The 12,928-nt window shown below is 45.3% G+C and carries 15 protein-coding genes; 11 read left to right on the top strand and 4 right to left on the bottom strand.

Annotation, left to right across the window (positions count from 1 at the left end; all coding sequences use genetic code 11):
• Positions 1–18: 18 nt before the first annotated feature.
• The 3 genes from AB4371_RS08220 to AB4371_RS08210 all read left to right on the top strand — a co-directional run bounded on the left by AB4371_RS08220 (position 19) and on the right by AB4371_RS08210 (position 2,558).
• Positions 19–1,389, top strand: coding sequence for an NCS2 family permease (locus AB4371_RS08220; protein ID WP_102398525.1), 1,371 nt, complete (start codon positions 19–21; stop codon positions 1,387–1,389).
• Between the two features lie 221 nt (positions 1,390–1,610).
• A complete protein-coding gene (locus AB4371_RS08215) occupies positions 1,611–2,036 on the top strand; it encodes a phosphate-starvation-inducible protein PsiE (protein WP_017062464.1) in 426 nt (141 codons plus the stop codon).
• Between the two features lie 309 nt (positions 2,037–2,345).
• Positions 2,346–2,558, top strand: coding sequence for a cold-shock protein (locus AB4371_RS08210; RefSeq protein ID WP_004735656.1), 213 nt, complete (start codon positions 2,346–2,348; stop codon positions 2,556–2,558).
• A 413-nt stretch (positions 2,559–2,971) separates the two neighbouring features.
• Here the strand turns inward: AB4371_RS08210 and AB4371_RS08205 are convergent, their stop codons facing one another.
• Entirely contained in the window at positions 2,972–3,838 is an 867-nt protein-coding gene (locus AB4371_RS08205; RefSeq protein ID WP_017063084.1) for a YicC/YloC family endoribonuclease, read from the bottom strand.
• 248 nt (positions 3,839–4,086) lie between these two features.
• Here AB4371_RS08205 and rph point away from each other — a divergent pair, with 248 nt between their 5' ends.
• Together rph and pyrE are read left to right on the top strand one after the other, a co-directional pair.
• Positions 4,087–4,803, top strand: a complete 717-nt coding sequence (gene rph, locus AB4371_RS08200; RefSeq protein WP_009847983.1) for a ribonuclease PH — start codon at positions 4,087–4,089, stop codon at positions 4,801–4,803.
• Between the two features lie 107 nt (positions 4,804–4,910).
• Positions 4,911–5,552, top strand: coding sequence for an orotate phosphoribosyltransferase (gene pyrE, locus AB4371_RS08195; RefSeq protein ID WP_017059267.1), 642 nt, complete (start codon positions 4,911–4,913; stop codon positions 5,550–5,552).
• A gap of 77 nt (positions 5,553–5,629) precedes the next feature.
• Here pyrE and lpxL read toward each other — a convergent pair whose 3' ends face one another.
• From lpxL to coaBC, 3 genes are all read right to left on the bottom strand, one after another.
• A complete protein-coding gene (gene lpxL, locus AB4371_RS08190) occupies positions 5,630–6,610 on the bottom strand; it encodes an LpxL/LpxP family Kdo(2)-lipid IV(A) lauroyl/palmitoleoyl acyltransferase (RefSeq protein ID WP_017059266.1) in 981 nt (326 codons plus the stop codon).
• A gap of 39 nt (positions 6,611–6,649) precedes the next feature.
• Positions 6,650–7,240: a nucleoid occlusion factor SlmA gene (gene slmA, locus AB4371_RS08185; RefSeq protein ID WP_004741428.1), complete on the bottom strand. Its 591-nt coding sequence runs from the start codon at positions 7,238–7,240 to the stop codon at positions 6,650–6,652.
• A gap of 139 nt (positions 7,241–7,379) precedes the next feature.
• Positions 7,380–8,621, bottom strand: a complete 1,242-nt coding sequence (gene coaBC, locus AB4371_RS08180; RefSeq protein ID WP_065584549.1) for a bifunctional phosphopantothenoylcysteine decarboxylase/phosphopantothenate--cysteine ligase CoaBC — start codon at positions 8,619–8,621, stop codon at positions 7,380–7,382.
• A 223-nt stretch (positions 8,622–8,844) separates the two neighbouring features.
• Between coaBC and radC the strand changes: the two genes are divergently transcribed.
• The 6 genes from radC (at position 8,845) to AB4371_RS08150 (ending at position 12,865) form a co-directional block, all read left to right on the top strand.
• Complete coding sequence (gene radC, locus AB4371_RS08175; protein ID WP_017071069.1) at positions 8,845–9,519, top strand: RadC family protein; 675 nt, start codon at positions 8,845–8,847, stop codon at positions 9,517–9,519.
• 291 nt (positions 9,520–9,810) lie between these two features.
• Entirely contained in the window at positions 9,811–10,047 is a 237-nt protein-coding gene (rpmB, locus tag AB4371_RS08170) for a 50S ribosomal protein L28 (protein WP_004728407.1), read from the top strand.
• Positions 10,048–10,060: 13 nt separating this feature from the next.
• Positions 10,061–10,228 carry a 50S ribosomal protein L33 gene (gene rpmG / locus AB4371_RS08165; RefSeq protein ID WP_002535344.1) on the top strand — a complete coding sequence of 56 codons (168 nt, stop codon included), beginning with the start codon at positions 10,061–10,063 and terminating at the stop codon, positions 10,226–10,228.
• Between the two features lie 204 nt (positions 10,229–10,432).
• Complete coding sequence (locus AB4371_RS08160; RefSeq protein ID WP_032546317.1) at positions 10,433–10,957, top strand: hypothetical protein; 525 nt, start codon at positions 10,433–10,435, stop codon at positions 10,955–10,957.
• A gap of 2 nt (positions 10,958–10,959) precedes the next feature.
• Complete coding sequence (mutM, locus tag AB4371_RS08155; RefSeq protein ID WP_017071070.1) at positions 10,960–11,769, top strand: bifunctional DNA-formamidopyrimidine glycosylase/DNA-(apurinic or apyrimidinic site) lyase; 810 nt, start codon at positions 10,960–10,962, stop codon at positions 11,767–11,769.
• Positions 11,770–11,860: 91 nt separating this feature from the next.
• Positions 11,861–12,865: an NAD-dependent epimerase gene (locus tag AB4371_RS08150; RefSeq protein WP_372149422.1), complete on the top strand. Its 1,005-nt coding sequence runs from the start codon at positions 11,861–11,863 to the stop codon at positions 12,863–12,865.
• The last annotated feature ends 63 nt before the right edge of the window (positions 12,866–12,928 follow it).

Raw genomic sequence — 12,928 nt, 5'->3', positions numbered from 1 at the left:
TATTGCAAAGGTTTTGTTGTGAGTACTGATTCCACCCTGAAAGCCCAGAACACCTCTGGCTCGCTTGATTCGATGTTTAAAATCACTGAAAGAAAAACCACGATTGGCACTGAGCTGTATGCGGGTTTCATTACTTTCTTGGCGATGAGTTACATTCTGGCGGTTAACCCAGCAATTTTGGGTGATATTCCAGGCATGGACAAAGGTGCCGTGTTTACTGCAACGGCTCTGTCTGCGGCAATCGCAACCCTAATTATGGGCATTTGGGGCAACTACCCTGTAATGCTAGCGCCGGGCATGAGTATGAACGGCTTTTTCAAAGGTCTGCTGTTAAGTGGATCTGTTGCCGTGCTTTGGAATGAAGCGCTGTTCGGTATCTTCCTATCTGGTATTTTGTACCTTGCGTTCTCATTGACCAATATTCGTAAATCGATGATTGAGTCGATTCCTGAAGATTTGAAGTTGGCGATTACGGTGTCTCTTGGACTGTTCATTGCTTTCTTAGGTCTTAAGAATGCGGGCATCATCGTTTCTAACCCATTCGTATTGGTTGGCTTAGGCGACATTTCCGATCCAAAAGTGATCATCGCTTATGTGAGCATCTTCATCGCACTGGGTTGTATGGTTCGCGACATCAAGCTAGCAACGTTCATCTCGTTCGTTTCAGCTATTGTGTTGACGATTCTTGCTGACGTCTTCATGGGTACTTCAAACGCACCAATCCCAGAGCAGTTCATTGCTATGCCACCAAGCATGGCTGGCAGCTTCGGCGCTATCTTTGATTTCTCTGCTTTCACGCCAGAGAAAATGTTCGACCTACTGTTCATCGTACTTATCTTCTTGATTGTCGATTTCTTTGATGGCTTGAGCACCATTGTCGGCGTTGGCCGTGATGCGGGCATCATCGATAAAGACGGTAAGGTGCCAAACGCGAAATCGGCTCTAGTAGCAGATGCGGGCGGTACTGTGATTGGCTCTATTCTTGGTACCACATCAATTACCGCATTCTCTGAGTCTGGCATCGCTTCTTCTCAAGGTGCGAAAACGGGCTTGGCAGCAGTCATGGTGGCTGGTCTGTTCCTAATCTCGCTATTCCTATACCCAATCTTCTCTATCTTCTCGGCTGCAATGGTTGCACCGGCGATGGTAGTGGTTGGCATCTATATGGTCGGTCGCCTTGGTCAGATTAATTGGGAAAAGAAAGAGTCACGCATTGCAGCCTTTTTTACCATCATGTTCACAGTGCTAAGCTTCTCTCCTGCGAACGGTATGGCGATGGGCTTCATCAGCTACGCATTCACAATGGTTGTCGCAGGTAAGCGCAAAGAAGTACACCCGCTTATCTACGGACTGTGTGTGATGTTCTTAACTTACCTGATTCTGCTTTAAGGCTAATTAGTCACTAAGAAGTCGCTAAGTAAAAGACAAACAGATGGCTCTGCAGTGAATGCGGGGCCATTTTTGTATTTGTTGCTTTTTACCGTTGCTTCTTAATGTTGGTTACCGATGAGTTGATGGCGTTAGCCTAAAGTCGGTGCTTTGACAGTACGCGACTTATATTGATGCATGCTATTGTAGAGACTGGATTAATTATTTTTTGAAGAGTGACTATGCCTTCTCACTTACCTAAATCTTTTAGTAAGCCGTTTTTAAAAGTATTCCACATTATGGAAGCGGTATTGCTGGTGGCGATCACGCTCGCGACCTTGTTTGCGATGGTCGAAGAGTTCATGCATGTCTTCGCTGAACGCCGAGTGCAATTGACCGACATTCTGCTGATGTTTATCTATTTAGAAGTGTTGGCGATGGTTCAGCAGTTTGTGATGAACGGTAAGATCCCAGTGCGATACCCAATCTATATCGCGATGATGGCGATTGCTCGTTACATCACTTTGGGCATGAAAGAACTCGATGCGGTATTGATCGTTTGGTTATCTTTAGCGGCATTTATCTTAGCAGCAGCAACTCTGTTGATTCGAGTCGGTCACCATTACTGGCCATATGTCGATCTCAGAACTAAGCAGCCGGACGAGTAAATTTTTTGAGATCAAAGTCTTACAAATCAAGCCCGGCGACCTAGCTGGGCTTGAATTCAAGCCAACCGAACAAAAAAACATCAAATTGTCCAAATAACGCTTTACAAGCAGGCTCAGATCACCAAGAATGGCGTCGCTCTGTTCTCAGGGTTATTAAATGAAACATCAGTTGTAAAGTAAAACCCTTAGTATTGCTTCATTGTTATTCTCAGTGTTTCCCTTGGCTTCATAGATACATTAAATAATTCAAGCTTTCAGCGCATCGCACTTTTGGCGATTAATTTTTTATTTTTATATAAGGGACACATCATGTCTAACAAAACAAACGGCGTAGTAAAATGGTTTAACGAAGAGAAAGGTTTCGGTTTCCTAACTCAAGACAACGGCGGCGCTGACGTATTCGTACACTTCCGTGCAATCGCTTCTGAAGGTTTCAAGACTCTTAAAGAAGGCCAACAAGTGTCTTTCGAAGTAGAGCAAGGCCAAAAAGGTCTTCAAGCTGCAAACGTTGTAGCTCTATAAGATTTTAAGTCGGCGCAGGTTGCAACAGCAACTTGCGTCACTTTCCCAGCTTAATCTTCACTTTCTATACCTCTTCTGCTTTAACTTCTTATCTCCTGTTTAGAAATTTTTATTTCCCTCTGAAATACCCTTAATACCCTTAATACCTTTTTACTCTCGTTATCCCATTATTTCGTTATACCCACTACTTCGTTACCCCCTTATCGCAATCCACAATCTATACTTCGTTCTAAGTTACTTTTCCGGTTCAACTCTCTGAACTCCGATTTTTGCTCATTTACTTACGGTGATTGGCATTATTGTATCCACAAAAAAAGCCCCTAAAACTAGGAGCTTATCTTGATCTAATCAACACTGTTAGTTAATCAACACTGATTCAGTTAATGGCTATTCAGCGTGTTACTGACAAACTGTTATTCAATATTCTGAATTTGCTCACGCATCTGTTCGATAAGAACCTTAAGCTCTACGCCTGATGCTGTGATGTCTGTGCTGATAGACTTAGACGCTAGCGTGTTTGACTCACGGTTGAACTCTTGCATCATGAAGTCTAGCTTACGGCCACAAGCGCCACCTTTCTTCAGTACTGCATTTGCTTCTTTCACGTGAGAATCTAGACGGTCTAGCTCTTCTGCTACGTCTGACTTCTGCGCAAGTAGGATAAGCTCTTGCTCAACACGAGAACCTTCCAGTTCGATTTTCGCATCTTCAAATTTGGTAAGAAGACGCTCACGTTGCCACTCTAGGATCTCAGGCATGCGTGCACGAACTTTCACTACTTCTTCAGTGATTGCATCTAAGCGCTGTACGATTAGCGCCTTCATGTTCTCACCTTCACGAGCACGAGCATCAATGAACTCTGCGATAGCATCGTTGAATGCTTCAAGTAGGTCTTTGTTGATGGCATCCATGTCTTGCTCTGGCGTTTCCATCACACCAGGCCAGTTCATGACTTGGAATGGGTTCAAACGGCTCTCTTCGCCAGTCATCGTCATTACTTGGTTCGCCGCATTGATTACTTGCTGAGCCAAACCTTCGTTAATGCTTAGTTCGCCCTTTGCAGCAGGGTTTGCTTCAAAGCGTAGGTTACATTCAACCTTACCGCGCGCTAGACGCTTACGGAAACGCTCACGCAAGATTGGCTCTAAACCACGGAACTGTTCAGGCATACGGAAGTAAGTTTCTAGGTAGCGTTGGTTTACACTACGGATTTCCCATACTGCGCTGCCCCAATCGCCTTTTACTTCTTTGCGTGCGTACGCGGTCATACTATAAATCATCGAATTTTCCTGTCTTTTATCATTCTGAAAATAACGCGCACGCATAGTATCACGATATGGTGTGCTCTCGAAGCCTGTCGCTTTTCACTGTAAATAGCCTTTCGTGATAAATAGCTTTGAACGGTAAATAGATTTGCACGATAAACTGCTATATAATCTTGCCCCAATCAAAACTGTCTCACCCCTTTCTTAGGTGATGCACTCTTTCGATAGTAAATCACTTCAGACTGTTAATAAGGTAGATACCAATGCGTCCAAATGACCGCGCTGTAGATCAAATTCGTCCAATTAAAATTACTCGTAACTACACAGCTTATGCTGAAGGTTCTGTATTAGTTGAGTTCGGCAACACTAAAGTTCTATGTAATGCGACGGTAGAAGAAAACGTACCGCGTTGGTTAAAAGGCCAAGGAAAGGGTTGGGTAACGGCTGAATACGGCATGCTGCCACGTGCAACGCACACTCGTAACCGTCGTGAAGCGGCGAGCGGCAAGCAAGGTGGTCGTACGATGGAAATCCAACGTCTGATCGCTCGTAGCCTACGTGCTGTTGTTGACCTGAAAGTAATGGGTGAAATTATGATCACTGTCGATTGTGATGTTATCCAAGCAGACGGCGGTACTCGTACTGCTTCTATCTCAGGTGCAAGCGTTGCAATGGCTGATGCTATCAACAGCCTACTAGCAAGCGGCAAACTGAAAAAGAACCCAATGAAAGGCCACGTAGCGGCAGTTTCAGTGGGCATCGTTGGTGCACAAGCACTGTGTGACCTTGAGTACGTTGAAGACTCAGCAGCCGATACCGACATGAACGTTGTAATGACGGAAGACGGTAAGATGATTGAGATTCAAGGTACCGCAGAAGGCGAACCGTTCAGCCACGAAGAGCTGATGCAGCTTTTAGCCCTGGCTAATAAGGGCATTGCCGATATCGTCGAAGCGCAGAAAGCTGCGTTGGCCGACTAGTCATTTTTAATAGCTCCCAATTTGGGGGCTATTTTTTTGTCTGTAAAACCTGAAAGGGTGGTACAGGGCGTAAGTTAAGTTTTATTGAGTAAACATAGAGGAAAAACATGAAAGCATATCAACGTGAATTTATTGAATTTGCACTAGAGAAAGAAGTACTTAAGTTTGGTGAGTTTACTTTAAAGTCTGGCCGCAAGAGCCCTTACTTCTTCAATGCTGGATTGTTTAATACAGGTCGTGACCTAGCGCGCTTAGGTCGCTTCTACGCAGCAGCATTGGCTGATTCTGGCATTGAGTTTGATGTACTATTTGGTCCTGCATACAAAGGTATCCCAATTGCAACGACGACAGCGGTTGCACTAGCGGATCACCACGATGTAGACACGCCCTACTGCTTCAACCGCAAAGAAGCGAAAAACCACGGTGAAGGTGGCAACCTTGTCGGTAGCGCGCTTGAAGGTCGCATCATGTTAGTGGACGACGTGATCACTGCAGGTACTGCGATTCGTGAGTCGATGGAAATCATCCAAGCAAATGGCGCTGATTTAGCGGGCGTGCTTGTTGCTATCGACCGTCAAGAGAAGGGCAAAGGCGAACTGTCTGCGATTCAAGAAGTTGAGCGTGACTTCGGTTGTGCGATTATCTCAATCGTTAGCCTGACTGACTTGGTGACTTTCCTTGAAGAGAAAGGCACAGACGCAGCACACCTAGAGTCAGTAAAAGCATACCGCGCTCAATACGGCATCTAATACTACTCGTAATTAGACTATAGAATGCACAAGGGACTGATGATTCATCAGCCCCTTTCCTTTTGGTTCAGTATTCATTATTTATAACGAATGCCGCGCTCCACTTCTGGGTCTTCCATGGTCTTAAAGCGCTTGTGCAGCCACATCCACTGTTCTGGTGCTCTTAAGATAATCTTCTCAAGGTAGCGGTTCATGTAGGCGGCAGCCGCTTTCTCATCTTTCTGTGGATAGTCATCTTCAATTGATTCATCGGCCATGATCTCATATTTGCCATCGGCATTTCTAAAACCAGACCCCGGAACAAGTGCGCATCGGCTAGTGTAAGCTAGGATACTGGTGCCTGTTGTGGTACACGCATCTTCTACTGCGAAGAAAGGCACAAACACAGACTTGTTACGACCGTAATCATGATCCGGTAGGTAGAAAAGGATCTCACCTTGACGCAGGATTCGAATCATACGCTTCACGTCTTTACGGTGAATCAGGCGGTTGCCGTTTTGAGTACGACCACGGTATTGAATGAATTCATAAGCCGGATTGTTGTGCGGGCGATAAACACCTAAACCAGAAATACCTAATACAGCCATTGCTCGCGCAGTGATCTCTAGATTTAAGGCATGCACACAGCATAGAAGAACACCTTTACCGTTGGCTTTATGTGTACGCAGTGTTTGGGTGTCTTTATCTACTAGGATTCGCTTGAAACGCCACGTTGGCCAAAACCAGGTAATACCTGTTTCGATGAGTGCCATACCGGTGTTCTTGAAGTTCTCACTGACCATAGCCGCGACTTCATCTGCAGGCTTATCTGGGAAGGCGAGTTCCAAGTTACGTGTTGCGACCGCGACGCGCTTTTTACCATAGCGAGCACCCAAAGAGCCTAACGATCGGCCTAACAGCAGTAAGAGGCGATAAGGGAGAACGTTAACGATAAGCGCCAATAACCCAAAACCGAACCATACTCCCCAGTATTTAGGGTGGAGTAACGCCAGAGTAAAAGGTGGCTTAGTAATAACGTGTTGTGCAGTGCTGTTTGTCGGAGAAGTTTTCGTCGTCATAACCATCACTTAAGATTTGATTGCTACTTAATTTGATTGTTACTTAATCTGAGCGCTTAGCAGAGCCCAATAAGCATCAAAGTTTTCTGTCGGTTGATATTTGAAGTCTGAACGAACAAATCGATTCAAGCTGCCTTCAACTTGACCGAGCAGTTGAGCGGCTAAGATTTTCTCATCAACCGGGAATGATTTCCCTTCACGAAGCTTTCTTTCACGCAGGATCTGGCGAAGTTGCGTCTCAATGCGTTCGAAAAGTTGGTTGATGCGATCACGCAGGCGTTCATTTTCAAACATTAGAGCATGACCAGATAAAATTCGAGTCAGGCCTGGGTTACGTTCTGAGAAAACTAAGATAAGTTGTAGTACTAGGCGTATGCGCTCTAGCGTGTCTTTCTCTTCATCCAGAATACGGTTGATTCGAGACATCAACGCTTCTTCAATGAACTCGATCAGGCCTTCAAACATGCGGGCTTTGCTTGGGAAGTGGCGGTATAACGCTGCTTCAGAAACACCCACTTGCTTGGCCAACTTTACCGTTGTGATACGAGAAGCACCTTCGGTCGATTCCAACATTTGTGCGAGAGCTTGTAGGATTTCTTCACGACGGTTTGATTTTCGAGTACCAGCCATCTATTTACTTCCTTTCCTAAAGATGAGGATTGAGTGAAGAAGGATTATAAACACCATTCAATTCTGTTTCCTAGTTTTGTGAGCCCTAGGTCAACAGAATCGAGATGTGTCAGCAGATTATCAGAGCAAATTTGTGCGTTTATACATTAATAAGCTGTTGGATCTGATCGAGGATCTGGAAACCAAGTGTGTCTTTGCTTTCCAGTGGCAGAGATTTATCGCCGCCTTTCCAATAAAGGTGCAGCTCATTGCTACTGCTATTGAAGCCTTGGCCTTCAACTGAGACGTCGTTGGCGCAGATCATATCGAGGTTCTTTCTTTCCAGTTTACCGCGTGCGTACTTCTCAACATCTTGAGTTTCTGCTGCGAAGCCGACAGTAAATGGGCGACCTTCGGTCATTGAAGCGACAGAAGCGACAATATCTGGGTTTTTAACCATTTGAATGGTCATGTCGTCTTTACCGTCGACCTTTTTAAGCTTTTGGTCTGCAATGGTCTCAGGGCGGTAATCGGCAACTGCGGCGCAGCTGATGAAAATATCGTGTTGAGAAGCGTTAGCAGTAACGGCATCAAACATCTGTTGTGCACTGTCGACATCAATACGATTAACTTTATTTGGCGTTGCTAATGAAACAGGGCCGCTGATTAGAGTCACTGTTGCGCCTTGTTTCGCGGCTGCTTCAGCCAGTGCATAGCCCATCTTGCCCGAGCTGTGGTTGGTAATGTAACGCACCGGGTCAATCGCTTCACGAGTCGGGCCTGCAGTAATAAGCACAGAACGGCCAGCAAGTGGCTTAGGTTGGAAGAAGTCTTCACAGCGATGCACGAGCTGCATTGGCTCTAACATACGACCCATACCGACATCACCACACGCTTGCTCGCCAGCCGCTGGCCCCCAAACTTCACAACCACGACGTTTTAGTGTCGCAATGTTCTCTTGAGTCGCAGGGTGGCTGTACATTTGTTGGTTCATTGCCGGAGATACCGCAACTGGCGCATCGGTTGCTAAAACCAAAGTGGTCAGTAGGTCGTTACCCATGCCCGCTGTCATACGAGCAATCAGGTCTGCGGTTGCTGGCGCTAGTAATACCAAGTCAGCCCACTTTGCGAGCTCGATGTGCCCCATGGAAGCCTCAGCAGCAGGATCAAGCAAACTATCAGACACCGGCCTTCCAGAGACGGCTTGCATGGTGAGAGGAGTGATGAACTCCTTGGCTGCATTTGTCATCACGACTTGTACTTGCGCCCCACGCTCAATTAAGCGTCGAGTCAGTTCGGCACATTTATACGCAGCGATACCACCACTAATGCCAAGTAGGATTTTTTTCCCAGCCAGGCCTTGTAGGTCAGCGTTATCCAGTTGATTAACCAATGTTTGCATGATTCTGTTCCTTAATTTCTCTGCGACTTACGATATCAGAACAAAGGATAAGTGCCTAGAAGCAGAACTCGAACAGAGTTGACGCTCATCAAGTTGGTGTTATCAAACTTATCAATTACACGATTTTGTTAGTGTCTCGTTTCCTTTGATCTCTATCGAAGGATCTCTGATTACGATCTCATTAAGGTGATGGGTTGTGTTCATGACCAATGATTGTCTTTATATGCCAATAGATAAAATACCTGCCGAATCGATGCCGAGAGAAAAGTTGTTAAATAGAGGGCCTGATTCTTTGAGTGATGCTGAACTGCTCGCGATATTCCTGCGAACAGGGACACAAGGAATGAACGTCTTGGAACTCGCTGACAAGTTGATCAAAGACTTTGGCTCACTCCGTCATCTTTTTTCAGCAACACAGGAAGAGTTTTGTGCTCATAAAGGGATGGGGCAGGCCAAGTATGTTCAATTGCAGGCTGTATTAGAGATGACGCAGCGTTATCTAGCAGAGACTTTATCTCGTGGAGATGCGCTTACGAGCCCTAGCCATACTAAGCTTTATCTTTCGAGCATGTTGCGTGATCGCCAGCGAGAAGCCTTCTATATATTGTTCCTCGATAACCAAAATAGGGTAATAAAGGACGAGGTGATGTTTGAAGGAACCATCGATGCCGCATCGGTTTACCCGCGGGAAGTGGTTAAACGGGCACTTCATCATAATGCGGCGGCATTAATCTTAGCTCATAACCATCCTTCAGGTGTTGCTGAGCCCAGCCAAGCGGATAGGCGGATTACACGCCGATTAACCGACGCATTAGCGCTGGTGGACATCCGAGTTCTCGACCATTTTGTCGTTGGAGATGGCGAAGTTGTCTCTTTTGCAGAGCGTGGATGGATTTGAATCACATTTTAGGTTGTTAGTTGCGTTAAATCTGCTATTATTCCGCCCACATTTTTAGACCTAAAATCAGCTCTGATTACTCAAGCAAGCTGCGCTGCACAAAAAAAGATCACGAAATCCGTAAAAAGGATCTGTTCGGGTCTTGAGCAATGCGTGTCAAGTTAGTATAATGCGCGACCTTTGATAGCCTTGTATGGATTTTCCATAACGGTTTTTACCTTCTATTTTAATTGATAGAGAGGTTCGGCCACCAAGGTTGATATCGAGCTGAAACGATTGGAGAAGACATTCATGTCCCGAGTATGCCAAGTAACTGGTAAGCGTCCAGTAACGGGTAACAACCGTTCACACGCACGCAATGCTACTAAGCGCCGTTTTCTGCCGAACCTACAAACTCATCGTTTCTGGGTAGAGAGCGAAAAACGTTTTGTTAAACTACGTCTAACTGCTAAAGGCATGCGTATCATTGATAAGAAAGGCATCGATGCTGTTCTTGTTGATATCCGTGCACGTGGCGAAAACGTTTAAGAGGAATTAAGCAATGGCTAAAGGCATTCGTGAGAAAATTCGTCTAGTATCTTCTGCAGGTACTGGTCACTTCTACACAACTGATAAGAACAAGCGTAACATGCCAGGCAAATTTGAGATCAAAAAGTTTGATCCAGTAGTTCGCCAACACGTTATGTACAAAGAAGCTAAAATCAAGTAATTGATGCTTTTTTTGCTCTTCTTCAGTAGAAGAAAGAATTGAAAAACCCAGTTTAATCGCTGGGTTTTTTTATATCTACAATTTGAGGAACTCAATTATTCTTGCTTGATATAGCCTCTGATAGATAGAAATCTGTACAACATAGAAAGTATTGCCACTTTCACGATATACTGAATGTTCAATAGGTTAGATGAGCAGAATCAGATGAGATATCGTGGACGCCGGTGGAACAACATACTCATGTTCAGTGTGATCGCTTTTATTGGCGTGTTAAACCTTCCAACATTGATCAAAGCGTACCTTATCGAGCCTGAACCGCAGGTTGATAGCCCTTATCCTTATCTCCTGAACCCAACAGCAAAGCTTCAAGCGTTACACTTTGCTAAGTGGTCTGTCATTCAACAAGATAATCAATGGGTTTACCAGTTCGAAGATACTGACTTTCCTCAAGCCACCAATGCACAAGAGCTGTCACAACGTTGGAAAGAGCTTGTGGGCACGGAAGTCGACTCACAGACCTACACAGACCTTACGCCTCGGTTAAATACACCACACACCATCGAAGTATGGTATCAAGACCAAGAAGAGCCCCAGCGTATTACCTATTATCAATTGCCTGAGTTCTGGTTGTTAAAAAACTGGAATGATCAGTGGTTGGCGGTGTCTATTGAAGAGAGCTACCTGTTTCCAAGCTTTAACGCTAACCACTCCTCTAAATCGGACGACTAACTATGCCTGAATTACCCGAAGTCGAAGTAAGCAGAATGGGGATCTCGCCTCATTTAGTCGGTGAGACCATTAAAACTCTTACTTTTCGCACGCCCAAGCTGCGTTGGGATATCCCACAAGAGTTAAAAGCATTAGAAGGGCAGATGATTCGCTCCATCTCGCGTCGTGCAAAGTACCTATTGATTGAAACGGATACTGGCACTGCCATTGTTCACCTTGGTATGTCTGGCTCACTACGTGTATTAGACGCTGACTTTCCAGCAGCCAAGCACGATCACGTGGATCTTAAGCTCACCAATGGCAAAGTATTGCGCTACAACGACCCTCGCCGCTTTGGCGCTTGGTTGTGGTCGGCGCCTGATGAAGTCCACTCTGTGTTGCTTGGTTCTGGTCCTGAGCCGTTAACGGACGACTTTAACGCTGATTACATCGCTGAGAAAGCAGAAAAGCGTAAAGTCGCAGTCAAGCAGTTCATCATGGACAACAAAGTAGTGGTCGGTGTCGGGAATATCTACGCTAACGAAGCCTTGTTCTCTGCAAAAATCCACCCGTTACGATCGGCAAACAAAGTGACCAAAGCCGAATGGATCTTGTTAACCGATGAGATTAAACAAGTACTCGCAACGGCTATCAAGCAAGGTGGTACTACGCTGAAAGATTTTTCTCAGGCTGATGGTAAACCAGGCTACTTCGCACAAGAGCTGCAAGTGTATGGTAAAGCAGGTGAAAAGTGTCCAAGCTGCGAAGCATTGATTCAAGAGCTAAAAATCGGACAGCGCAATACGTTTTATTGCGAAGAGTGCCAAGTATAGAAAATCTGAACTCGTGTTCACTTTTTATTGCTAGTCGATAGGCTAGCGAGTGGCTACAATTGTACTAATTATATGAATTGAGAATAGTAGAATGAAATATTTAGTAACTGGCGTTGCTGGTTTTATTGGCTCTGCAGTGTCAGAGCGACTATGTGCGGCAGGGCATGAGGTTGTTGGTATCGATAACCTAAATGACTACTACGAAGTCTCTCTGAAACATGATCGCCTTAAGCGTATCGAGCATGAAAAGCTTACCTTTATCGAGCTGGATCTCGCTGATAGAGAAGGTATCGCTGAGCTTTTCGCACAGCAAAAGTTTGACCGCGTGATTCACTTAGCGGCGCAAGCTGGCGTTCGTTACTCAATTGATAACCCAATGGCGTATGCCGATAGCAACCTTGTCGGTCACTTAGCTATTCTTGAAGGCTGTCGCCATAATAAGGTTGAACACCTCGTTTATGCTTCATCGAGTTCCGTTTATGGCTTGAATCAAAAAATGCCATTCCATACAGCAGACAGTGTTGATCACCCGATTTCACTGTACGCCGCGACTAAGAAGTCGAATGAGTTGATGGCGCATACCTATTCTCATTTATACGACGTACCAACGACAGGTCTTCGCTTCTTTACGGTTTACGGCCCTTGGAGTCGCCCTGATATGGCGATTTTCAAGTTTGCGAATCTAATCGTAGCGGGCAAAGAAATCGACATTTATAACAACGGCGACATGATGCGTGACTTCACTTATATCGATGATATTGTTGAAGGTATTATTCGTGTTCAAGATCGTATTCCAGCCAAGCAACCAGATTGGACCGTTGAGCAAGGGTCACCAGCAACCAGTTCTGCTCCGTATCGCGTGTTTAACATCGGTCACGGCAGCCCGGTTAAATTAATGGACTACATCGAAGCATTAGAAGGTGCTCTAGGTGTTGAAGCGAAAAAGAACTTCATGCCAATGCAGCCTGGTGATGTGTACGCGACTTACGCTGATACGGAAGATTTGTTTGAAGCGGTTGGTTATAAACCTCAAGTGAAGATCCAAGAAGGCGCGAAAGCTTTCGCAGATTGGTATAAGGCCTACTACTCGCTGTAGTAATTGATAGCTTTGAATTAAAAATAGCGCTCAATGAGCGCTATTTTTGTTTGTGCGCCGAGC

Origin of the sequence: Vibrio sp. 10N.261.51.A3, from assembly GCF_041471965.1 — a bacterium.
In the GTDB taxonomy this organism is placed as follows: domain Bacteria; phylum Pseudomonadota; class Gammaproteobacteria; order Enterobacterales; family Vibrionaceae; genus Vibrio; species Vibrio crassostreae_C.
The sequence above is the reverse complement of the archived record's forward strand: the minus strand, read 5'-3'. Positions and strand labels throughout refer to the sequence as shown.

What these genes read in the sequence shown, in the direction of transcription:
- pyrE (WP_017059267.1), top strand. Translation starts at nt 4,911, where the DNA reads ATGAAAGCATATCAACGTGAATTTATTGAATTTGCACTAGAGAAAGAA.
- AB4371_RS08215 (WP_017062464.1), top strand. Translation starts at nt 1,611, where the DNA reads ATGCCTTCTCACTTACCTAAATCTTTTAGTAAGCCGTTTTTAAAAGTA.
- AB4371_RS08205 (WP_017063084.1), bottom strand. Translation starts at nt 3,838, where the DNA reads ATGATTTATAGTATGACCGCGTACGCACGCAAAGAAGTAAAAGGCGAT.
- rpmG (WP_002535344.1), top strand. Translation starts at nt 10,061, where the DNA reads ATGGCTAAAGGCATTCGTGAGAAAATTCGTCTAGTATCTTCTGCAGGT.
- coaBC (WP_065584549.1), bottom strand. Translation starts at nt 8,621, where the DNA reads ATGCAAACATTGGTTAATCAACTGGATAACGCTGACCTACAAGGCCTG.
- rph (WP_009847983.1), top strand. Translation starts at nt 4,087, where the DNA reads ATGCGTCCAAATGACCGCGCTGTAGATCAAATTCGTCCAATTAAAATT.
- mutM (WP_017071070.1), top strand. Translation starts at nt 10,960, where the DNA reads ATGCCTGAATTACCCGAAGTCGAAGTAAGCAGAATGGGGATCTCGCCT.
- radC (WP_017071069.1), top strand. Translation starts at nt 8,845, where the DNA reads ATGCCAATAGATAAAATACCTGCCGAATCGATGCCGAGAGAAAAGTTG.
- lpxL (WP_017059266.1), bottom strand. Translation starts at nt 6,610, where the DNA reads ATGACGACGAAAACTTCTCCGACAAACAGCACTGCACAACACGTTATT.
- AB4371_RS08210 (WP_004735656.1), top strand. Translation starts at nt 2,346, where the DNA reads ATGTCTAACAAAACAAACGGCGTAGTAAAATGGTTTAACGAAGAGAAA.
- rpmB (WP_004728407.1), top strand. Translation starts at nt 9,811, where the DNA reads ATGTCCCGAGTATGCCAAGTAACTGGTAAGCGTCCAGTAACGGGTAAC.
- slmA (WP_004741428.1), bottom strand. Translation starts at nt 7,240, where the DNA reads ATGGCTGGTACTCGAAAATCAAACCGTCGTGAAGAAATCCTACAAGCT.
- AB4371_RS08160 (WP_032546317.1), top strand. Translation starts at nt 10,433, where the DNA reads ATGAGATATCGTGGACGCCGGTGGAACAACATACTCATGTTCAGTGTG.
- AB4371_RS08150 (WP_372149422.1), top strand. Translation starts at nt 11,861, where the DNA reads ATGAAATATTTAGTAACTGGCGTTGCTGGTTTTATTGGCTCTGCAGTG.